Source organism: Nostoc sp. (assembly GCF_041747015.1).
Taxonomy (GTDB): Bacteria; Cyanobacteriota; Cyanobacteriia; order Cyanobacteriales; family Nostocaceae; genus Nostoc.
This window is the reverse complement of record NZ_JBGTFY010000188.1, coordinates 1-21,426: the sequence shown is the minus strand read 5'-3', so window position 1 is coordinate 21,426 and position 21,426 is coordinate 1. Positions and strand designations below refer to the sequence as shown.

Here is a 21,426-nt window from a genome sequence, read left to right as displayed (position 1 = left end):
TCTCACCTCTATAACTAAAATTCTCATGAAAACTGTTTTAATTGTCGAAGACGATCTAATTAATGCTCGTGTTTTTTCCAAAATTTTGTCCAAGCGTGGCGGCTTGGGTGTGAAACACACTGAAAATGTCGAAGAAGTCATAAAAATTGCCCAATCTGGAGAAGCCGACCTGATTTTGATGGATGTTTCTCTGTCTAGAAGTGTTTATCAAGGTAAGTCTGTTGATGGAATCAAAATTACACAAATGTTAAAATCTGATCCAAAAACAGCAAACTTACCGATTATTTTGGTGACGGCACACGCTATGGAAGGCGATCGCGAGAAGTTTCTCAAGCAAAGCGGTGCTGATGGCTACATTTCTAAGCCAGTTGTTGACCATCAACAGTTTGTTGACCAAATCATCGCACTTCTACCCATAGACGAACACTAAGAATTAACGACTTATTTCAGGAATACTCGTCCGCCAATGTTTTTGGACGACTATTTCCTGTCTTTAGTTAGTATATATGTACTACAAAAAGGTACTGTTAGGCAAGTGGTAACAGGTAAAGTTATGAGTGAAGAGTTAAAATATTTGACTCCCAACTCATAACTCAGCACTCATCACGGGCTAAACGCCCCGCTAGCGCTAACACAACTCACCATTCCTAACTCAGCACTCAGCACTCAGCACTCAGCACTCACAACTCAGCACTCCTATTGTTTGGGGCTTGATGATGAGTTTTCCCGTTGCTGTGGGACTGCTTGAATCCGAGGTAATTCTAGGAATTTTTTCGTATCAGCCAGTAAGCGATCGCCCCAAAGATTTTCTTTGAGAAAATCTAAGTTACCATAGCGCTGATCCATGCGGAGTGCAGCTTCTCCCAAGGTTATTCCTTGTTGGCTATCGCCTTTAGTATACAGCGCCACTGCTAAGGCTAATAAAGGCTCTGCGGCTTGTTTATCAAGGGTTACAGCAGATTGCCATCGTTTAATCGCTTCGGCGATATCACCCTGTTCGTAGTTGATTAAGCCAATATTGTTGAGCGCCGGCCAGAATTTTTTATCTTGGGAGACAGCTTGATTGTACTGGGCGATCGCATCTGGCAATCGACCCAGCAAATAGTAAGCATTACCCAAATCAAACAACCCTTCTGGATCATTGGGTTTTAACTTCAAACCCTCTTGGTAATTGACAACAGATGCCTCGTACTTTTGCTGGCGAAAATTCGCTGAACCTAAAGCAAACAGAACATCAGCATTTTTAGGGTTGATAGATTGTGCTTTTTTCAGGCTAGCGATCGCTGCGTCAAACTCTTTGGTTTGCAACTGCAATCCACCTAACAGCAACCATACTTTATCATTTTTAGGAGCCAGTTGAGTCGCCAGCCGCGCTCGTGGCAAAGCTAAATCAATCTGTTGAAACTGAGCTAGTTGAGCCGCCTCTTGTGCCAGACTCAACCCTTGCTTCTCTAACTTTGCTGCATCTAGTTGCAGTGTATGGGGTAATAATGCCTGCGCGTCAGCAGCTTTTGGCATACTCCACAAACTACAGACCATTAAAAGAGAAATTAAACGAACATATTTCGGCACACTACCGCCTCTAAGCCACTAATCAAAGAATCTTTCAGCTAGCTTAAACGATCTCAGCTCTTGACGGCAGTAAAATCTGATTAATCTTGGCGAAAGGGGACGCGGGAGACAAGGAGAATAACCCATGTCCAATGTCCATTAAAAATATTGGTGACTTTCGTCATACATCAGTTTGGAATGATTAATGACTTTCGTCACACGTCAGTTTGAACTTTTTGATCGATAATTGTTATGTATGAATTTATACGATGAGGTAAATATTTAAAGACCTGTCTAAGATTGCTTAATCGAAACCTCAGCAAAATAGAACTTTAATGTAAATAAGGAGTCAATTCGATGTTAAAACCAAACCATGTATCAATAGTCTTAGTTGCTGCTGCCCTAATCATAGTTCCCACTCTCTTGACTGCGCCTGCAAGTGCCCAGACGAAAGTCTACGTTGTCGGTGAACGCGATCAAGATCGGGATCGTGACGGCAGAAACGCTGAAAATAGGGGTAATTGGAACCGCGATCGCAGATCCTATCCTGTAGAAGTCAGAAACCCTAGAGATCAGGGTAATTGGAACCGCGACAACGAACCTAATAGCAGGGTATCCAGACTTCGCAATGGTGACATCAGATATCCCAATGGGCAAATTATTCCTGCTAGATCCATAGTTAGACTGCGTAATCAAGGTTACTGGAGACTTCCTAACGGAGATATTCTTCTTCCCAATCAGGAAATTGTTCCCGCTAGGAGATTAGTAAGAGTGCGTGATGATTACTTCAGACTTCCTAATGGATTGGTACTGGAAATAAACCTTTAAAACACTAAAAACTCAAAATCATTGTCAGTGTAGGGCTACCAGGCTATAGTTTTAGCTGTGAAAAACCAGATCGGTAGCCGTTCTTTATAGACAAAGTGGATATGAAAATTGATACATCAAAACCAGTAGATTCATCAGTTTTAGTTCCAGAGGTAAAGAAAAAAAAGGGCAGACGTAATTGGCTCTCTTGGCTAATTGCTCTTTGCCTTTTGGGTGGAATTGGCTATGCAGTTTATTACCAAGTAGCAATTGGTTCTCGTCAAGAAGCTAGACGCCGGGTGCTGACAAAGCCTGTAGAAAGGCAGAGTTTAACAATTACAGTTTCAGCGAACGGAACGGTGAAACCTGAGCGGTCAATCAACCTCAGCCCGAAAAATTCCGGCATCCTGAAAAGCCTGTTGGTGAAGGAAGGGGATCTCGTCAAACAAGGACAGATTGTAGCTTACATGGATGATTCCAACCTGCGGGGGCAACTCACTTCTGCTCAAGGACAATTGGCACAAGCCCAGGCGAATTTGCAAAAAGCGATCGCAGGTAATCGCCCTCAAGATATTGCTCAAGCACAGGGAGTATTAGACGAAGCCCAGGCGAATTTGCAAAAGGTGCAAGCAGGTAATCGCTCTCAAGATATTGCCCAAGCACAGGCCCGATTACAAAGCGCTCAAGCCGCCCTTCGCAGAGCAGAAGATGATTTTCGTCGGAATCAGCAACTTTACAAGGCGGGAGCTATTTCCCTTCAGACTGTAAACCAAATCCGTGCCGATCGCGACAGCGCCCAAGCCAGTGTAAATGAAGTACAGCAAGCACTAGCTTTGCAAAAAGCCGGGTCACGTCCAGAAGATATCGAGCAAGCACGAGCTGTAGTAAAGCAGAGACAGCAAGCTCTGGCACTCTTAAAAGCAGGAACACGCCGAGAAGATATTGACGTAGCTACTGCCCAGGTAACTTCGGCTCGTGGCTCACTGCAAAACATCCAAGCCCAAATCAACGACACGATAATTCGCGCTCCTTTTGAGGGTCTGATGACGAAGAAGTACGCCGATCCAGGTGCTTTTGTGACTCCCACAACTGCTGGTAGTGATGTATCTTCTGCGACATCTTCTTCAATCTTGTCTCTAGCTTCAACAAATGAGGTTGTCACAAATTTAGCCGAGACAAATATTTCCAAAATCCGCCTTGGTCAAAAAGTCGCCATTAGGGCGGATGCCTACTCAGAAAAAACCTTTGAAGGTAAAGTGAGTCAAATCGCTGCCCAATCTGTAGTGACACAAAACGTCACCAGTTTTGAAGTGAGAGTATCACTTTTAGACCCTCAAAGGCTACTGCGGTCTGGGATGAATGTAGAAGCAGATTTTCAAGTTGGTGAAGTAGAAAATACCCTAGTTGTGCCGACAGCCTCAGTTGTGCGTCGAGAAAATGCCACAGGCGTATTTGTGGCTGGAGCGGATGACAAACCTGTATTTACTCCCATCGAAACTGGCGTTAGCGTGAATAACTTTACTGAAGTTAAGTCTGGATTGACAGGAAACGAGAGAGTATTGCTCAGTTTCCCACCAGGGTCACGACCGCAATCAACGCCACGAGGAGGGGTTTTTCCTGGTCTAGGCGCAGGAGGTGGAGGCGGAGGTCGTTCAGGTGGTGGTCGTCAAGGCAGTGGTTCCCCTTAAAGTGAGTTTTAAATAAAACACCTTATGTTTAAGATATTTAAGGGCTTTTACAAAGTTAAGAATACCCGCACAGTGCCGTTGCTGGAAATCTTGTCAATGGCAGTAGAAACACTGTGGAATAATAAATTACGCACAGGACTAACTATGCTGGGCGTGATTATTGGGATTTCCTCAGTCATTGCCATTACTTCTGTCGGTCAAGGAGTGCAAAAAAATGTTGAGCAAGAGATACAAGCATTGGGTACAGATGTTATCCAAATCTTAGCGGGTGCGGCAAGAAGCGGGAATGTCCGTCAAGGAATAGGTTCTAGTAGCACCTTGACTTGGGAAGATGCAAAGGCGATCGCTACACAAGCGCCATCTGCTCAGATGGTTTCTGCTTACCTACAAAGGAATGCACAGGTTGTTTATGCAGGACAGAACACCTCAACAACTATTTATGGCACAGATTTGAACTACCCAGAAGTCAGAAATACCCACACTCAGCAAGGGAGATATTTTACTCAGTCAGAATTAGATGATGCTGCACAGCTTGCCATTATTGGACCCACAGTCCAAAAGACACTTTTTGCACAGGGTGCTAATGTGATTGGCGAGAGAATTCGCATTCAGAGAGAGGCTTATGAAGTGATTGGGGTGATGGAACCTAAAGGCGCTCAAGGACCGATGGATCGAGATGACCAGATTTTCATTCCTCTAACTACAATGTCAGGGAGACTTGTTGGAAACAATGCGTTAGTAGGTGTTTCTGTAAGTGGAATTTTAGTCAAAGGCGCTAATCCAGAGCAGTTAGAAGCCGCTCAGTTTCAAGTTACTAATCTTTTACGGCTACGTCATAACATTTATCCGCCGCAAGCCGATGATTTTCGGCTGACTAACCAAGCCGATATTGTCAGCACCTTTACTAATGTTGTGGGTTTATTTACAGTTATGGTAGTGGCGATCGCTGGAATTTCCTTAGTAGTTGGTGGAATTGGTATTGCCAATATTATGCTAGTTTCCGTTGTTGAGCGGACGCGAGAGATCGGGATTCGTAAAGCCGTAGGAGCCACGAATTCTGCAATACTTAATCAATTTTTAGCCGAAGCGATCGTGATTTCCATTGTCGGTGGAGGCATTGGTGTGGGGACTGGCATTTTAATAGCTTTTGTCTCTGCAAGCATTTTTAAGTTTCCGTTTATTATTTCTTTCTTGTCGATTATTGCTGGGTTTGGACTCTCGTTAACCGTTGGCTTACTTGCTGGGGTAATTCCAGCCCGAAACGCATCCAAATTAGATCCAATTACCGCTTTACGAAGCGACTAAGCTTGAGAGTGCTGAGTAGTGAGTGCTGAGTAATGAGTGCTGAGTGCTGAGTAGTGAGTAATGAGTAATGAGTAATGAGTAATGAGTAGTGAGTAGAATGAGTAAAGTTGAGCGTTTTGAAGATTTAATTGCTTGGCAAAAAGCCAGAATCCTTACTAAAGATATTTATCAGGTTACTCAGCAGGGTGCGTTTGCTAGAGATTTTGGGTTATCGGGACAAATACAAAGGGCAGCAGTGTCTATTATGTCTAACATTGCTGAGGGTTTTGAAAGAACTTATTTAGGAGAATTTCATCAGTTTCTTTCCATAGCAAAGTCATCTTGTGCAGAAGTGCGTTCTCAACTTTATATAGCTTTAGATGTTGGCTACATTGATCAAATTAAATTTAACAAACTTTTAAATCAGGCAGAAGAAGTTGCCAAAATTATTGGCGGTCTTCGTATCTCAGTTAACAAACAAAAACATCAAAATAACTCCGCACCCAGCACTAAATAAACTTACTACTCATTACTCATTACTCATTACTCACTACTCACTACTTATTACTCACTACTTATTACTCACTACTTATTACTCACTACTTATTACTCACTACTCACTACTCATTACTCATTACTCAGCACTCAGCACTCAGCACTCATTTCAGCACTCACTTATGACAACTATGATTTGGATGGAATCTATTACTAAAACCTACTACTTGGGAGAAGTTAGTGTTCCCATACTTAAGGGAATTGAACTCTCTATTGAAGAAGGGGAATATGTCTCTATTATGGGTGCGTCAGGTTCGGGTAAATCCACGCTCATGAATATTTTGGGATGTCTGGATCGTCCGACAACTGGAGACTATATTTTTGAAGGCAGAAACTTGACAACTTTTGATGATGATGAATTAGCCTATATTCGCAACCAACGGATAGGTTTTGTTTTCCAACAATTTAACTTATTAGCGCGGGCGACAGCACTCGAAAACGTTATGTTGCCAATGGTTTATGCTAACTTACCCAAGCCAAAACGCCGTCAAAGGGCATTAGAAGCCTTGGAAAAGGTAGGACTAGCTGGACGCATTTCTAATCGTCCCAATCAACTCTCTGGCGGACAACAACAACGGGTAGCGATCGCTCGCGCTTTGGTCAATCGACCTGCATTGGTTTTGGCCGATGAGCCAACAGGAGCTTTAGATACTGAAACTTCCCATGAGGTGATGAATTTGCTGACAGAACTGAATGACCAAGGAATCACGATTGTAATTGTCACTCATGAGCCAGATATCGCTGCTCAAACTAAAAGGATTATCCGAGTTCAGGATGGCTTGATTGTAGGTTAATTCACTAATAATTACTTGTAAATTAAATCCAGGCGTTGCTGAGTTGCCTTGAGTGAATCTGTTGGTAAACTTTTACCCAATAATACAGATTCAATCGCTCGACCTACACTGTCAGAAATTCGGTTGTAACCAGGGAATATCGGACGCGATCGCCCATATTTTGCTTGATCTAAAAATACTTTTATCTGTGGTATTTTCTGCACAAATTCCTGATATTTTGAACTTTGACGAGACTTCAAATTCACTGGTAAATAGCCAGTCCCTAGTGCTAATTCTGTCTGAAATTCTTCACTCAAAGCATATTCGACAAACTCAAAGGCTGCTCTTTCACGTTTTGGTGTGGTTTTGAAAAAGAAGAGATTTTCACCACCAATCACAGTCGCAGGTTTTTGCCTAACAGGAATAGGAAAAACATCAAAATCGACACCATTCGCTTGAAATTCCCCCAGAATCCAAGGGCCATTTAATTGCATTGCAACTTTACCAGCCAGGAAGTCATCTGTCTCATAACCCCGTTCCGGGGCAGATAAAATAGCGGAACCATCCTTAATTAAATCGCGCCAGAATTGCAAAGCGGCGATCGCACCTTGATTATCTTGCAAATTTACTGCTGCCGCATTCTGGGAATCAGCACTCACCAACTCGCTGCCACCACTCCACATAAACGGCAGCCAGGTGAATACTGTAAATTCTCCCTTTCCCAAAGGCAAAAACATCCCATATTGATCTGTTTGTCCATCGCCATTGGTATCACGAGTTAATTTCTTTGCAACTTGTCTAAACTCCTGCCAAGTGCGGGGTAATTCAGTAATTCCTGCTGCCTTGAATAAACTCGGACGGTAAAAAATACCAACATTATTCGTCGCAAAGGGCACAGACCAAATCTTACCGTTGTATTTCATTGATGTGTACAAAGTGGGGTCAATTTCGGCTTTTATGGGAGATTTATCGAGCATTTCATCCAAAGGTAAAATAGCACCGAGTTCCACCAATTGTCCGGCGATCGTTGGGTTATACCACAATAAATCTGGGGGTGCATTTCCTACCACAGCTGCTAAAATCTTGGGCGTTTGCTGATCTTGTTGCCCGATATAAAGCGACTCTACTTGAATATCTGGGTGCGATCGATTGAATTTGTCTACCAGCTTTTGCAACACATCCCGATTTGGCGGCGGATTTACACCTTGCCATAGGGTTAAATGAATTACTTTATCTTTTTTAACGCCGGGTAGGATATTTTGACATCCAGCTAAAGCTAGTATGCCCACCAATAATATAAGCAGCAAGCTCTTAAAGTAGCGTGATACTTTCTTTCTTTTTCGCTTGGCATGGCGGGAAGGCGAAAAAAAATTGTACATAATCGTTGATTAAAATGATTGGTCAATTCACTTAGTTCTCTCACAACAACTTTGCCACTCTGATGTAACCTTGCACAATTATCTGAAGTCATGGTTTTTGCAAGCGTTTATATCCTAATCTTGAATAGAGTTTTGATAATTTAGGATTATGTCAGGACACAGTAAATGGGCAACTATTAAGCGCCAGAAGGCGGTAGTAGATGCAAGGAAGGGACAAACCTTCACTCAGTTATCCAGGGCGATTATCGTTGCGGCTAGAAGCGGCGTACCAGATCCAGCGCTGAATTTTCAACTTCGCACAGCAATTGATAAGGCAAAGGCTGCGAGTATTCCCAATGATAATATTGAACGAGCGATCGCTAAAGGTGCAGGCACTTTTGGCGGGGATCATGCTATCTTTGAAGCGATTCGCTACGAAGGTTACGGTTCTTGTGGTGTAGCGATTTTAGTCGAAGCCCTCACAGATAATCGCAATCGGACTGCTGCTGACTTGCGTGTAGCTTTTAGTAAAAATGGTGGCAATCTTGGTGAAGTCGGTTGCGTTAGCTGGATGTTTGAGCAAAAAGGCGTTTGTGTGGTGCTGGGTGTAGTTGACGAAGAACGGCTTTTAGAAGCATCCCTCGAAGGTGGTGCCCAGTCTTATGAGATCACTGAAGATGAGATGGCTGAGGTTTTTACTGAGATGGCAAATTTGGAAACCCTCAGCCAGAAACTCAAAGATCAAGGCATTAAAGTAATTGACGCCGAATTTCGCTGGATTCCTAGTAATAGTGTAGAAGTTACTGATCCCGATCAGGCGCGATCGCTTTTCAAGTTAATTGATACTTTAGAAGGCTTAGATGATGTCCAAAATGTCACAGCCAACTTTGAAGTAGCAGATGAATTAATAGCTCTCAGCATTTCTTAATCAAAATTCATACAGACATCACAAGCGATACAGTTATACACATTTATTGTTATCAAGTAGAATATGAGACAGGTAATCGTGTATCGAGATGAAGATGGCTACTGGATTGTAGAGTGTCCTAGCCTAAAAGGTTGTCTTAGCCAGGGTAAGACTAAACATGAAGCCCTTTCCAATATCAAAAAGGCGATCTCAGGCTACGTCGCCGCGTTGGAGGAGGATGGCTTGCCTGTTCCAGAAGAGAACTTTGAAACTTTTCTGGTACTTCTGTGAGCAAAGTACCGAGCATTTCAGGAAGAGGATGCTGATTTAAGCATAGAGGAATTTATTGCATTGCTATAGGGCTGGACTAGCTGAGGCGATCGCCAAAAAGCATCTGCGAGATAAAATACTATGGGAAAGTTTGTGAGAATTTGCATGATATAATTTGCGATGTTTTCCTTAAAGTGCGTTATCGAACTGCTCTACAGAGATATGCGATCGCATATCTCTTTCACCTCCTTTATCTCAGTTGACTGAGAAATTTCAAGAGCCATATTTGTAGAATTCCCGAAAAACCTATTGAAGTAACAGTTTCAGATTCCAAATCAGTGATTAGTTCAGATAGATTCTGATCATCTCAGCCTCATCCACTGTAATAGAGAAGAGGGAAAGCGAATTCTGACAAGGCTGGCAGGCGTTGAAGGGCTTAAAGTTGCAGTGATTGTGATTACCTACCAAGAGCAAGTCAGAGTTCAGCTCAATATTCTATCTAGGGCAAAAACGCTAGATGAACAAATCCTTGATATGCAAGGATTACAGCAACTTGCTGGGGACTATCAATCGCCAGAAGTGCAACATAAAATGCAAGCCAACAATATGCCCTACAGCCGATGGATGTGAGAAAATAGTCCCATGACTTCACTTATCGAAGAAATTCGTCAGAAAGTTGCTGATGAACAATTTGAGTTTTCCAAGCACGCCGTTGATCAATCAATCTTGCGGCAAATTCAGGTTCAAGAAGTCAGGGAGGCGATCGCAAATGGACAGGTGATTGAGGACTATCCAAATGATAAATACGGTGCAAGTTGTCTCATTGGTGGTTTGACGCCAGCCCAACGAGTCATTCATATTCAATGCAGTTATCCTTCTCGCCCCCTGCTTAAAATTATTACCCTGTACGAGCCTGAACCTCAGCGATGGAATAACAACTTTACTCAAAGGAGGAACCGCAATGATCAGCAATGAGCTAGAAACGCTAGTTGAACAACGAGTAACGTACACACTCCAACTCAATGGACAAGTCTACATGATCGAGAACGTGCCTGCTCGTGTCAATCCAGAAACAGGAGAACAGTTTTTTTCTCCATCAGCTGTAGAACAGTTGCAGCAAATCATTCTCTCTGGACAAGAACCAGATCACTTTGTTGAGGTTCCTGTATATCACTATGTAGCATGATCCGAATAGACATAGGAGTAAAAATGACGTAGGCACAATTCATGTAGCTTTAGCTTCCCGCAGGGTATTGTGCCTACTAAGGATTTCGGCCAACGCATAATTAATTTCTGGAGATGTCTATTGAGCAAATCAAGACCATCCTCGCATATTTTTATGTACCCGTGCCAGATACCACATATAATCATCAATTTTGTAATTATCAGCAGCTTTAACCATATATTCCTGAGCTAAATCAAGATTATTCTGGGCTTCGTAATATAATCCCAAGTAAAGATGACTGTAAAAATTTCCCTTTATCCCTTCTGATTGACCCACAGTCATAACATCATCTGGTGTACAATTTACTGCATACAAATCATATACGCGCTCCATGATGCGTCGAGGATCATTTTTCACAGTTAGTAAAGAATTACGTGCCTCTTCAACACCTAATAAACGAGCTATGCAGAGATATCGCCATACTGTTTCTTCTACATCTTGAGCATTCACAGTCAAATCTATTTCAAATTGTTGAGCGCCCTCAGCAAATCTTTCTGCATAATAGTACGATAATCCACGTTGCCAGAGGTAGGGTTTAATACGGGCATCCAATTGCTCTGCCATGTCAAAATCTTGAATAGATTCATCAATCTTGGTCAGTTGAAAATTAACCATGCCTCGACGAATGTAAGGGTTAGGATTTTTCGGTTGATTGCGAATGGTTTCATTCCAGCGCTGGAGTTGATTTTCCAGAGAATTTGAAAAAAACATGAGTTTATTGAATTGGAATAAGATGCGGTGAATGGTTTAGGGGTTGCGCTCATCTACATTACGATAAAAGGCGATCGCATTGGACACCTACGAGATGCTCTTGATGTTCTTGAATAAGTTTCTGAATGCGGTTAATCTCTGTGCGAGTAAACCCTTTATTACTAGCGTTATTCAGGATGAAAAATTCCCGTTTCCGCCATTTGGTGATATTCATGAACACTAATTAGGCGAATATTAGTAAGCATAAGATTCACGTTAACGTCCTAACATTTTATCTCGCAGATGTTTAATGCGATGTCTACGACGAGCGTAGTTGTGGCGCACTGTATCAGAATCGCTATTGTAGGCAATTATGCTTGTTAGAAGTGGTATGTGCAATCAAATGTGTAGCAAATTAGGCGATCGCCTCGAAAAGAAAACTTTCCGGTCGTACCTCAACAGATAACCTAAACCGGCTAACGTTCCCATTATGCAGCGTTGCCTACTGATATCAGCGCAATGAACGAATGGTTAACCACATTACGGGATGAAGATTCGCCTTGCACCTCGATAACTATCAATATCAAGCACAATTTCAATCAGACTTTCAACACACCGACTTCGATATTCAGAGTCGTTTAGCAATCGATCAGCATTCCCAATCGTGATTACCGGCAACGATGCTGAGGTATTTTCTTCACGCATGACTTGTTCGAGCGAATCTTTCCCTTTCATACTGCGATTGGCTGTAAGCAAAATCATCTGATTTTCCTGAGCTAATCGCCAAACAACCCTGTCATCACTCTCGATCGATAAATCCATTTCTGCAAAGGTGACAAACCGAATCGGAATGATATCCAGCCAGCCTTGAATGGCGATCGCACCAAAGAAAATTAGGGCATGACCTTTGAGATTGTGATCAATCAAAAAAATCATATCTTAGACTCGCGTTTTGCCTTAGCTGCCCGAAGTTTTTCCCACGCAGCTTCAGTTCCAGGTTTGGGCGGTTGTGCTGCAATTCGGGCAACTAGCTCACGATTTTGCTCTTGGTAATATTGCTGGAGTTCTTCGGCTTCTTTAAGAATTTGCTGATATTCCGCTTCTACCTCTGCACGATTAGTCTTAATGTAAGCCAGAGCAGCGTTAATTTGTTCCTCTGTTAGATCAAATAATCCTTGGATAAACTTAGGCGGATATTGAGCCGTTACATAGTCCATCACGTCGTAGAGGGTGATGCGTGTGCCTGCGATCGTGAGTCCTCGCTCTGTACGAATAATGGAGGACTTCTTATTTGCTCCTAGAGTCATGTCCATCCCCTCCTAAAATCTACCTTTATAATACCTTGTAAAAAGTAGGGTAAGCAGAAGATTCACGTTAACGTCCCAACATTTTATCTCGCAGATGTTTAATGCGATCGCGCAATTTTGCCGCTTCTTCAAATTCCAGTTTCTTCGCCGCCTCTTTCATCTGCGCTTCTAACAGAGTAATCAATTGGGGAATCTGTTCTAGAGGCAGTTCATCTAGATGTTCATCTACTACTTTCAAGTCACTTGCATTCAACCGCCGAGATACATCTAAAAAAGACAAAATTGCATTACTTGATTTTTTTATAATCGGTTGCGGTGTAATTCCATGCAGTCGATTATGTGCCGTTTGAATACCACGCCGCCTGTCTGTTTCATCAATGGCTTTAATCATACTGCCTGTCAAATTATCAGCATACATAATTGCTTGTCCCCGGATGTGACGCGCGGCTCTACCAATAGTTTGAATTAAGGAACGTTCGGTTCGCAAAAAACCTTCTTTATCCGCGTCCATAATTACTACTAGGGAAACTTCGGGTAAATCCAAACCTTCTCGCAGCAAATTTACGCCAACCAATACATCAAATGTACCTTCGCGCAAGTTCTGCAAAATCTCAATGCGCTCAATTGAATTAATCTCGGAATGTAAATACCGCACCCGAATACTGTGGTCTTGCAAATACTCGGTTAAATCTTCCGCCATCCGCTTAGTTAATGTGGTAATTAACACTCGTTCATGGAGGTCAACTCTATCTTTAATTTCTCCCAACAAATCATCAATTTGTCCTTCTGTGGGACGCACAGAAATTCCTGGATCAACTACTCCAGTTGGTCGAATCACTTGTTCAACTACATGGTCTTCAGAAACTTCTAATTCCCAATTTCCTGGAGTTGCTGAAACAAAAATACACTGATTCATCTTTTGCCAGAATTCTTCTGCTTTCAAAGGACGGTTATCAGCAGCACTAGGAAGACGAAATCCATGTTCAATTAAAACTTTTTTTCTAGCTTGGTCGCCATTATACATCCCGCGAATTTGGGGGACGCTAACGTGAGATTCATCGATAACTAATAGCCAATCTTTAGGAAAATAATCAATTAAACACTCTGGCGATTCTCCGGCTTGTCTTCCTGCTAAGTGACGGGAATAATTCTCTACGCCGTTGCAGTAACCTACTTCGCGCAGCATTTCTAGGTCATAACGTGTTCGTTGATCTATGCGTTGCGCTTCTAATAATTTCCCGGCTTGTTCTAAGTCTAGTTTTTGCTGTTTTAATTCTGCGGCGATGTCGTGACAAGCTACTTCTAATCGTTCTTCTGGGGTGACAAAGTGACGTGCAGGGTAGACATTCACCGCTTCCAAACTTTTGATAATTTCACCTGTTACCGGGTCAATGTAGCGAATTGCGTCAATTTCATCACCAAAGAATTCGACGCGAATAATTCGGTCTTCATAAGCTGGGCCAATTTCTAAGACATCACCCCGGACACGAAATTTTCCCCGACCCATTTCTATGTCGTTGCGGCTATATTGAACATTTGCCAAATCTCGTAAAATTTGGCGCTGATTTACTTCCATACCTATCTTGAGGGGGATGGCAGCTTTCAGATATTCTGCTGGCATTCCTAAACCGTAGATGCAACTGATGGATGCAACGACAATGACATCACGGCGTTCAAAAAGCGATCGCGTCGCTGAATGCCGCAACATATCAATTTCATCATTAATCGCCGCTGTTTTTTCAATATAAGTGTCGGTAACGGGAATATACGCTTCTGGCTGATAATAATCGTAGTAACTGACAAAATACTCAACTGCGTTATTGGGAAAGAAATCCCGCAACTCGTTACATAGTTGTGCAGCCAAGGTTTTGTTATGCGCCAGAACTAAGGTAGGCTTGCCAATTTTCTCAATAACTGCTGCTACTGAAAATGTCTTGCCAGTTCCCGTGGCTCCTAGTAAAGTTTGGTAACGATTACCAGATTGGATAGTAGCGGTGAGTTGGGCGATCGCTTCTGGTTGATCGCCTGTGGGACTAAAGGGAGCTTGAAGACAAAATTCTGTCATACAGTTTTGCTGGAAATACCCGATCTTATGGTGACGATTTCATCCTATATTTATTGTAGCTGGCTGATTAGACCAAATAAATAGTAATAATTTTTTACAAAAGTTAATAATTTAATTATACTTATGTCTCAGTTTTAAAGATACTTATATCTATATGAGGTTTTTTAAGGTTAAACTCTAAGATATATGGGAAAAAATTTCATCTTTCCTTAATTATTGTAAAATTCAATTAACAAACCAGAGGTTTTCGTTTATGACTATTAGCAGCACTGGCAAAGCAACCAGTTCTCGGCAAAATAATGCCAAGTCTCCAGGGGAAAATACAGAGAAAGTTGAAAATCAACAAGACCAGAGCTTGAATGCAGATAAAGTCGAGGAAATTACCGAACAGCCAGTGCCGGAATCTTCTGGACCACTTGTCATTGGTGGAGTTCGTCCCATAGGCCCTAGCGACTTAGAAGTTGCTGAAAAACTTTCAATTGCTGGGGTGCGTCCTGTTAGCACCAGTACGTTAGAAGTAGTTGAAACCTTTGACTCAATGGGTATTCGGCCAATTGGCGCTAATACATTTGAAGTTGTTGAAAGTATTAATCTCTCTGGCATTCGTCCAATTGGCTCAAGTTCATTGGTAATTTCTGAAAGCTATTCCACATTTGGGAACCGTCCGATAGCACCAAATGAAGTTGACAATTCTGAAAGCCTGATGGGTTTTCTGGATTAGACAAAAAAATATCTTCATAACACTTTATTAACCCAGTTTTATACAAAAACTGGGTTTTTTAGTCAAAGAGTCAAAAGTAGAGATTGAGTAAGTGGGCGTAAATATTTGAGGTTTTTAACTCGTTTATCTTACTTTACATAGTTTGGTTTTATTCTGCCGACCTACTTACCATATTTACACTTATTCTATGTCTTTTAGCATAGGTAACTAAACTTTGCTGACTTTAGTTTATATTAAAGCAACAGCTAGGATGCCTACTACAATTGCTTTTCTTAATTTTGAGTCTTGAATTTTGAATTTTGAATTTTGAATATGCCTTGTGGTGGAAGGCTTTATCAAAGACCTTAAGTTACTGTATAAAGGTAGTAAAAAACATTTCAAAGTTTATTTATATCTTTGAAATTTACTTACCAAAAAATCAGGAGTATCATATGAGCTTAGAAGATCGCGCTAAAGCAACTGCTAAAAATGTTGAAGGTAAGGCTCAAGAAGCACTAGGAAATATTACTGGAGATCCAGAAGATAAAGCTGAAGGTAAAGCAAAGCAAGCTGAAAGCGAAGTACGTCACGGTATGGAAGACGTAAAAGATAATGTAAAGAAAAAGCTTGACTAAAATTCGTAATTTTTTGCAGAAACTAAAGGGGAATAAATCGAGTATGTCCCATATTTGCGAAAAAAATATGAATCTTTGAATAAGACAAAAAATTAGGTGGCATTGTCCATCTAATTTTTTGCTTTGCCTACTATTTGAATGAATAGCTATATCTAAGATGGTCACTGAGTCCTTCTCTACGAGACGCTGCGCGTAGCAAGATCCCGTTCGCGTAGCGTATCCGACAGGAGAAGGGTACGTAAGCTCAGGGTAAAACTTGCCGAAGTGCAGCCTCTCGTAAAGAACTGTAGGCGTAGCTGCGCCAACTTTGCTCAATCTAAAAGTTATTTAAAATTATAGTAATATAGCACAAGCATTAACTATCATCAACTACATTTGATTGTTAGCGCTTTTCAATTCAAAATCCATGAGAATATACCGTGAGCCTAACTCTTTATTTTCTCCGTCACGGACAAACAGAATCCAGTCGTAACAATTCCTTTTGCGGTTCTTTAGATTCAGAGCTTACCCCAGAAGGCTTAGAGATGGCAAAGGCTTTTGCAGACGCATATAGTTCTACGCCTTGGACAGCAATCTTTTCTAGTCCCATGCGACGAACTGTAGAGACAGCCAAACCTCTATGTGCAGCCATAGGAGTAGAACCACAATTTAGGGATGGTTTGAAGGAAATTAATTATGGCAAGTGGGAAGGCAAAACGCCAGAAATGATTAGCCGTGAATATCACGATGATTATATTCGCTGGTCAGCCGATCCGTCTTGGAATGCGCCTAGTGATGGTGAAATGGGAGTGACAATTGCTTCTCGCGCCTTGCAGGTAATCGAAGAAATCAAGCGTCTTTACAGCAGTGGCAATGTATTAGTACTTTCCCACAAAGCAACTATCAGAATTATTCTGTGTAGTTTGCTAGGAATTGATGTGGGACGCTTCCGTTTTCGTTTGGGATGTCCTGTTGCTTCGGTCAGTATTGTAGAGTTTACCTCACATGGTCCGCTGTTAAAGGTTTTGGCAGACCGGACTCATTTGGATGAGCGTTTGCGAAATTTACCAGGAACCTAAGAGAGTTGGGAGTTGGGAGTTATCAAAACAGAATTCAGGAGTCAGGAGTCAGAATACAGTATCTGACTCCTGAATTCTTCTTCAATGAGTATTTGTTAGTTCCTGAATTAATTGTTCAGGTGTCAGAATTCTGGGAGTAGCAACTGGAAAATCTCCAGGGTTGCGAGTAATAATAGCGTCTAAATGATTAAGTACCGCAGTACTATATTGAATAGCGTCTTCAAAATCTCTAAAGTTAGTGGTTAGTGCCATGTTGATTGTGGCACTGTCTACAGTGACGACTTGGCAAAAGTTGACCAACTGCCTTAAATAAGTAAGTGTCCACTCTCGACCTCTTGCCCTGCGGATGATGTAATATAAATCGCTAAAAGTTGACGCGGAAATATAACCTTCTACGTGTCTTTGCTCAACTAGCACCAACACTTGTTCGCTTGCGTCTAGGAAAGGTTCACGTTCAAGGGCATCATCTACAATGATGTTGGTGTCTAACAAGATTTTCACAGATTATGTTTCTCCTTTAAAGCTTCCCATCGAGCTTCGTCGGGATCAAAGTCTGCTGGTACAGGAGGAGCATTTTCAAATAAACCTTCAAATGCTTTTACTTTAGACTTCCTCCTCGGCTTGTTTGGCTGTGACTTAGTAGAAGTTTCTGTAGAGTTCTCTAAGAATGGAACTGGCTGCAAAATAATGACTTCTACCGTTCCTGGAGCAATATTTAGAGGTTCGTCAATAATCAAATGACCGGATTCATCTATTGTGGCGTTTAGCTTGTAGGCTTGCATACTGGTTTTACTCTCTTATATATAATTAAATGATATTTGAGGCAATTTCACAGATTATGTTTCTCCTTTAAAGCTTCCCATCTGGCTTGGTCTGGGTCAAAATCAGGAGGAGCAGGTTGTGTCTTTTTAAACCAGTCTTGCAAAGCTTTGATTTTTGTTGGTCTCTTCGGCTTTTCTAGCTGTAACTCAATGGTGTTTTCTGTAGAACTTTCTAAGGATCGAACTGGATGCAAAATAATGACTTCCACTTTACCAGGAGCAATATTCAGAGGTTCGTCAATAATTAAATGACCGGATTCATCAATTGTGGCGTTTAGCTTGTAGGCTTGCATACTTCTGCCCTTTTTATTTCTAGGATAGAACACTGCTGCTGTAAATGTTACGATCGCATCGCAGTTCCAAATAACTAACTTGTAGTGGTCAACATTGTAATATTCATAAGTAATGTTGCAATATTCGTCACTAGTGTTACAATATTACTTATCAACATTGCAGCATTCATAAGTAATATTGTAATAGGTATGATTAACATTTGAAGATTATTTATCAATACTGAAATATTCCTCATTAACATTGCAATGTTTATGACAAATGTTTGTGCGATCGCTAGCAATGCTTAAATAAAATCATCACCAAGTTCTGTTATGTTAGCAGTTATTGAAACTATTGCTTTACGTCAAATGGCTTCGGGCGATCGCCTCTATTTACAACTATATAAATTCATTGGCGCTCAACCTGGTAAAAAGGTTTACATTCAATCTAATCTACATGGTGCAGAGATTGCTGGTAATGCCGTTATTCATCAGTTAATTGAGTTTTTACTAACAATAAATGAGCCAAATTTAGCTGGAGAGATTTGGCTTGTTCCTGTTTGTAATCCAATGGGTACAAATGAGCGATCGCATCATTTTTCTCCTGGTAGATATTGCGTTTATGAAGCCAAAGATTGGAATCGGATATTTTGGGACTACGAAAAAGAAGCTGATGATTTAGTAGCTTTTACTAAATCTCAACTTCATCTTGATATAGAGGTCGTTCGACAAAATTATCTAACTATAATTAAGCAACAGTTTGCAACGATTTTAGAAAAAATTAATTCTCCTAGCGGTGTACCCTACACTGAGCTTTTTAGCTATAAACTACAAAATCTGAGTTTAGATGCCGACTATTTAATTGACTTACACACTTCTACAAATCAAGCGTTAGACTATCTTTATTACTTCCAAAATCGAGAAGGCAGTGCAAAACACTTCGGGTTTGATTTCGGAATCTTACTTGATAAATACGATGGTGATGCTTTTGATGAAGCTTTTATTAAACCTTGGTTAGCACTAGAAGCTTGTTTTAAAGAATTTGGTAGAGAAATCAAGTTTGATGTGGAAGCTTGGACACTAGAATTAGGAACAGGAATGCAAATAAACCCTAATTCAGTTGCTAAAGGTGTATGGGGTGTGAAAAATTATTTAGTCCAGAAAGGTGTACTGCAAATTCCTAATTTATCAGATGACACAAAAACCCATGAAATGACTTTTGCATCTAGCAGCAACCGGAAAAAATATTATGCGATCGCAGGTGGCATGATTCAATGGAGAATAGAATTAGGTAGTAAAGTAAAAGCGGGAGAAAAACTCTATCAAATTCTCAGTTTTAATAAAGAAGGTAAGTTACCGAGTGTAATTGATGTCTGCGCTCAAAAAGATGGATTGGTTTATGATGTCGCAACCAATCAAGCCGTAAATGAAGGCGAGTTTGTATTGGGAGTTATTAGTTAGCAACTAAATTTAAAGTTCTGCTTCTACGCCACTGTTTGATTTGTTTTTCGATTCCATAAAGGATCGGTAGAGTCAGTTTTTGGGTAAAATACAATTGGATACTCATCTGCCAGATAGCGACAAATATTATCGTCAGCGAAAAGAATCAGACTATCAAATGGACTCTACAATTTTACGATTGTCTGTCTACTGTAGCAATCGCTTTTCAGTACTTGAACAATAGAGTTCAGAACTCGAAATTTTATCCAGACTATAACTACATACTTAGATCAGCAATTTCCAGCAGCGGCAAATGTACTATACAGATTCCATCAACTCAATACACTTGTGCAGTTGTTGGTGCATAGTTTCCTTATCAGCATGAAACCTCCGTCCATGACCTGGTAGCACCCACTCAAAAGAGTAATTAGCCAAGTTACGCATTGATTTAATCTGTTCTGACCAAGAGTACCAGCAGACACTGTGGAATGCAATCAGTTGGTGCAAGCTTTCAGACCAAGCGAGATGGTCGCCAGTGAACAGAAACTTATTTTTGTAAAGTAAAACAGTTTGTCCCTTGGTGTGACCGGGAACTGGGATAATTAATAAATCTGGAGTTAAAGCAAATGATTCGGAACCAGTTAGCTGTATTTCTACATTGCGAGTATCCGCAGAAATATCATTAACGTGGAGGATGCGATCGCACTGAAAATGCTCGGTAAACTTTTGATGATCTGCCACATCATCTTTGTGAGTCAGGTACATATAACGAATTCCACCCAGTTCTTCTAAACGCTTGACTAAAGGCGGCGTAAAGCGGGGAGAATCCACCAAAATATTACCTTCGGGAAGTTGAATTAAATAGCTAGCAGCACCGTAAGATTTTTCAGAATGATAGCCGCAGTGGTAAACATTTTCCGCTACTAATATGGGAAACTGTTGTTGAGCAACTTTGATATCTTTCGGTTTCTCAACTGTACCAATTGAACTGGTAGGACAAGCTAAAAGTGCTTCCAGGGCTGCTAATCTTTGTGCCTCATTCGTTGGTTGATGATAAACCGCCGACTGTTCATCAACACGAGAAAAGACTTCAGGAGTCATCCAGCGACAGGTATCACAATCAATACAGGTACTATCTACATAAAAATCGCCGTTGACATTTTGGGGACGACGTTGATTTAAATGAGCCATATTAATCCTTTTGCCTTCAGCCACTTACTGGAGAGCGATAAACTCTATATCACTACGCTAGCAAAAGTAACTTAAGATTGTAGACGCCACTAGAAGTAAATCTGCTCATTAATATAATTTAATGGGCCATTTTTTAAAAAATTACTTCAATCTTTGCAATTTAAGCATCGAAATACATATCATCAGCCACAAAAAGCCGACTCCATAACCTGCAATTATGTCTGTGGGCCAATGGACTCCTAAATATAAGCGGCTGATACCAATCACAGCGATTAAAATAACTGTCAAGCTATAAATAATTTTGGCAAAATGAGGATAGCGAATTGCCAACTCGTAAGCAATAAAACCATAAAGCACCATAGATCCTAGTGCATGTCCACTAGGAAAACTAAAAGATTTTTCAGAAATCAAACGATGCCACAATTCAGGGCGAGGTTTAGAAAAAAACAGCTTTAGCCCTGTATTTAAAATTAACCCTCCCAAGCAAGCAAATACAAAAACTTTCGCTTCTTCTTGGTAACGTTGCCACAAAAGTAAGAAGACAGTAACGCCTGCTACTATAACCACTGTGCTAGGATTACCAAGATTAGTAACAAACAGCATTAAATTATCTAAATTTGGATTGGCAAACTGATGTAGCCATAACAGAAAACTAGTATCAAATGCAAAAGCATCTCGCTCCAAAACTTCTTCAGCCAGTTTTGCTAAAACAAAAAGTATGAGCAAACAACTAGCAAGTCCAACAATACCAATTGTGGCAATCAAAGGAGCTAAACGAGAATGTATATGACGTAACCAGAAATTAGAAATTTGTCGAAGCATACTTTAA

27 protein-coding genes are annotated in these 21,426 nt (G+C 41.0%); 15 read left to right on the top strand and 12 right to left on the bottom strand.

What is annotated here, in order from left to right; all coding sequences use genetic code 11:
- Window positions 1-25 precede the first annotated feature (25 nt).
- The gene (locus ACEW80_RS15825) at window positions 26-430 is read left to right on the top strand and encodes a response regulator (RefSeq protein ID WP_373527510.1); all 405 of its coding nucleotides are present in this window, start codon (window positions 26-28) and stop codon (window positions 428-430) included.
- Between the two features lie 266 nt (window positions 431-696).
- Here the strand turns inward: ACEW80_RS15825 and ACEW80_RS15820 are convergent, their stop codons facing one another.
- Window positions 697-1,572, bottom strand: coding sequence for a tetratricopeptide repeat protein (locus tag ACEW80_RS15820; protein ID WP_373527509.1), 876 nt, complete (start codon window positions 1,570-1,572; stop codon window positions 697-699).
- Window positions 1,573-1,908: 336 nt separating this feature from the next.
- Between ACEW80_RS15820 and ACEW80_RS15815 the strand changes: the two genes are divergently transcribed.
- The 5 genes from ACEW80_RS15815 (at window position 1,909) to ACEW80_RS15795 (ending at window position 6,679) form a co-directional block, all read left to right on the top strand.
- A complete protein-coding gene (locus tag ACEW80_RS15815; protein ID WP_373527508.1) occupies window positions 1,909-2,379 on the top strand; it encodes a hypothetical protein in 471 nt (156 codons plus the stop codon).
- Between the two features lie 101 nt (window positions 2,380-2,480).
- Window positions 2,481-4,046: an efflux RND transporter periplasmic adaptor subunit gene (locus tag ACEW80_RS15810; protein ID WP_373527507.1), complete on the top strand. Its 1,566-nt coding sequence runs from the start codon at window positions 2,481-2,483 to the stop codon at window positions 4,044-4,046.
- Window positions 4,047-4,070: 24 nt separating this feature from the next.
- Window positions 4,071-5,351 (top strand): ABC transporter permease, encoded by a 1,281-nt coding sequence (locus tag ACEW80_RS15805; protein WP_373527506.1) that lies wholly within the window; start codon window positions 4,071-4,073, stop codon window positions 5,349-5,351.
- A gap of 97 nt (window positions 5,352-5,448) precedes the next feature.
- On the top strand, window positions 5,449-5,847 hold the full coding sequence (locus tag ACEW80_RS15800) for a four helix bundle protein (RefSeq protein ID WP_373527505.1): 399 nt from the start codon (window positions 5,449-5,451) through the stop codon (window positions 5,845-5,847).
- A gap of 160 nt (window positions 5,848-6,007) precedes the next feature.
- Window positions 6,008-6,679: an ABC transporter ATP-binding protein gene (locus tag ACEW80_RS15795; RefSeq protein ID WP_373527504.1), complete on the top strand. Its 672-nt coding sequence runs from the start codon at window positions 6,008-6,010 to the stop codon at window positions 6,677-6,679.
- An 11-nt stretch (window positions 6,680-6,690) separates the two neighbouring features.
- Here the strand turns inward: ACEW80_RS15795 and ACEW80_RS15790 are convergent, their stop codons facing one another.
- Window positions 6,691-8,037 (bottom strand): ABC transporter substrate-binding protein, encoded by a 1,347-nt coding sequence (locus ACEW80_RS15790; RefSeq protein ID WP_373527503.1) that lies wholly within the window; start codon window positions 8,035-8,037, stop codon window positions 6,691-6,693.
- Window positions 8,038-8,185: 148 nt separating this feature from the next.
- Here ACEW80_RS15790 and ACEW80_RS15785 point away from each other — a divergent pair, with 148 nt between their 5' ends.
- From ACEW80_RS15785 to ACEW80_RS15765, 5 genes are all read left to right on the top strand, one after another.
- Window positions 8,186-8,944 carry a YebC/PmpR family DNA-binding transcriptional regulator gene (locus ACEW80_RS15785; protein ID WP_373527502.1) on the top strand — a complete coding sequence of 253 codons (759 nt, stop codon included), beginning with the start codon at window positions 8,186-8,188 and terminating at the stop codon, window positions 8,942-8,944.
- A 63-nt stretch (window positions 8,945-9,007) separates the two neighbouring features.
- Complete coding sequence (locus tag ACEW80_RS15780; protein WP_373527501.1) at window positions 9,008-9,214, top strand: type II toxin-antitoxin system HicB family antitoxin; 207 nt, start codon at window positions 9,008-9,010, stop codon at window positions 9,212-9,214.
- Window positions 9,215-9,646: 432 nt separating this feature from the next.
- Window positions 9,647-9,823, top strand: coding sequence for a hypothetical protein (locus ACEW80_RS15775; protein ID WP_373527500.1), 177 nt, complete (start codon window positions 9,647-9,649; stop codon window positions 9,821-9,823).
- A gap of 12 nt (window positions 9,824-9,835) precedes the next feature.
- Window positions 9,836-10,168: a DUF4258 domain-containing protein gene (locus ACEW80_RS15770; RefSeq protein ID WP_373527499.1), complete on the top strand. Its 333-nt coding sequence runs from the start codon at window positions 9,836-9,838 to the stop codon at window positions 10,166-10,168.
- Entirely contained in the window at window positions 10,155-10,379 is a 225-nt protein-coding gene (locus ACEW80_RS15765) for a hypothetical protein (protein ID WP_373527498.1), read from the top strand. The genes ACEW80_RS15770 and ACEW80_RS15765 overlap by 14 nt, the downstream gene beginning before the upstream one ends.
- Window positions 10,380-10,508: 129 nt before the next feature.
- Here ACEW80_RS15765 and ACEW80_RS15760 read toward each other — a convergent pair whose 3' ends face one another.
- The 5 genes from ACEW80_RS15760 to uvrB all read right to left on the bottom strand — a co-directional run bounded on the left by ACEW80_RS15760 (window position 10,509) and on the right by uvrB (window position 14,480).
- Window positions 10,509-11,129 carry a hypothetical protein gene (locus ACEW80_RS15760; protein WP_373527497.1) on the bottom strand — a complete coding sequence of 207 codons (621 nt, stop codon included), beginning with the start codon at window positions 11,127-11,129 and terminating at the stop codon, window positions 10,509-10,511.
- A 58-nt stretch (window positions 11,130-11,187) separates the two neighbouring features.
- Window positions 11,188-11,343 carry a hypothetical protein gene (locus ACEW80_RS15755; protein WP_373527496.1) on the bottom strand — a complete coding sequence of 52 codons (156 nt, stop codon included), beginning with the start codon at window positions 11,341-11,343 and terminating at the stop codon, window positions 11,188-11,190.
- A 305-nt stretch (window positions 11,344-11,648) separates the two neighbouring features.
- Entirely contained in the window at window positions 11,649-12,044 is a 396-nt protein-coding gene (locus ACEW80_RS15750; RefSeq protein WP_373527495.1) for an ACP S-malonyltransferase, read from the bottom strand.
- Window positions 12,041-12,415, bottom strand: a complete 375-nt coding sequence (locus ACEW80_RS15745) for a DUF433 domain-containing protein (RefSeq protein ID WP_373527494.1) — start codon at window positions 12,413-12,415, stop codon at window positions 12,041-12,043. Before ACEW80_RS15745 ends, ACEW80_RS15750 begins: the two co-directional genes overlap by 4 nt.
- Window positions 12,416-12,482: 67 nt before the next feature.
- On the bottom strand, window positions 12,483-14,480 hold the full coding sequence (gene uvrB, locus ACEW80_RS15740; protein WP_373527493.1) for an excinuclease ABC subunit UvrB: 1,998 nt from the start codon (window positions 14,478-14,480) through the stop codon (window positions 12,483-12,485).
- Window positions 14,481-14,733: 253 nt separating this feature from the next.
- On the opposite strand from uvrB, the gene ACEW80_RS15735 reads away from it, so the two are divergent.
- The 3 genes from ACEW80_RS15735 (at window position 14,734) to ACEW80_RS15725 (ending at window position 16,873) form a co-directional block, all read left to right on the top strand.
- On the top strand, window positions 14,734-15,201 hold the full coding sequence (locus ACEW80_RS15735; protein ID WP_373527492.1) for a hypothetical protein: 468 nt from the start codon (window positions 14,734-14,736) through the stop codon (window positions 15,199-15,201).
- Between the two features lie 431 nt (window positions 15,202-15,632).
- Window positions 15,633-15,815 (top strand): CsbD family protein, encoded by a 183-nt coding sequence (locus ACEW80_RS15730; RefSeq protein WP_373527561.1) that lies wholly within the window; start codon window positions 15,633-15,635, stop codon window positions 15,813-15,815.
- 419 nt (window positions 15,816-16,234) lie between these two features.
- Window positions 16,235-16,873, top strand: a complete 639-nt coding sequence (locus ACEW80_RS15725; protein ID WP_373527491.1) for a histidine phosphatase family protein — start codon at window positions 16,235-16,237, stop codon at window positions 16,871-16,873.
- A gap of 81 nt (window positions 16,874-16,954) precedes the next feature.
- Here ACEW80_RS15725 and ACEW80_RS15720 read toward each other — a convergent pair whose 3' ends face one another.
- From ACEW80_RS15720 to ACEW80_RS15710, 3 genes are read right to left on the bottom strand one after another with little or no spacing between them, the layout of a single operon-like run.
- Window positions 16,955-17,374, bottom strand: a complete 420-nt coding sequence (locus ACEW80_RS15720; protein ID WP_373527490.1) for a type II toxin-antitoxin system VapC family toxin — start codon at window positions 17,372-17,374, stop codon at window positions 16,955-16,957.
- Window positions 17,371-17,655, bottom strand: a complete 285-nt coding sequence (locus ACEW80_RS15715) for a hypothetical protein (RefSeq protein ID WP_373527489.1) — start codon at window positions 17,653-17,655, stop codon at window positions 17,371-17,373. The genes ACEW80_RS15720 and ACEW80_RS15715 overlap by 4 nt, the downstream gene beginning before the upstream one ends.
- A gap of 47 nt (window positions 17,656-17,702) precedes the next feature.
- Window positions 17,703-17,987, bottom strand: coding sequence for a hypothetical protein (locus ACEW80_RS15710; protein WP_373527488.1), 285 nt, complete (start codon window positions 17,985-17,987; stop codon window positions 17,703-17,705).
- A 312-nt stretch (window positions 17,988-18,299) separates the two neighbouring features.
- On the opposite strand from ACEW80_RS15710, the gene ACEW80_RS15705 reads away from it, so the two are divergent.
- On the top strand, window positions 18,300-19,427 hold the full coding sequence (locus ACEW80_RS15705; protein WP_373527487.1) for a succinylglutamate desuccinylase/aspartoacylase family protein: 1,128 nt from the start codon (window positions 18,300-18,302) through the stop codon (window positions 19,425-19,427).
- Window positions 19,428-19,724: 297 nt separating this feature from the next.
- Here the strand turns inward: ACEW80_RS15705 and ACEW80_RS15700 are convergent, their stop codons facing one another.
- Window positions 19,725-20,597, bottom strand: a complete 873-nt coding sequence (locus tag ACEW80_RS15700) for an MBL fold metallo-hydrolase (RefSeq protein ID WP_373527486.1) — start codon at window positions 20,595-20,597, stop codon at window positions 19,725-19,727.
- Between the two features lie 141 nt (window positions 20,598-20,738).
- Window positions 20,739-21,419, bottom strand: a complete 681-nt coding sequence (locus tag ACEW80_RS15695; RefSeq protein ID WP_373527485.1) for a phosphatase PAP2 family protein — start codon at window positions 21,417-21,419, stop codon at window positions 20,739-20,741.
- Window positions 21,420-21,426 lie beyond the last annotated feature (7 nt).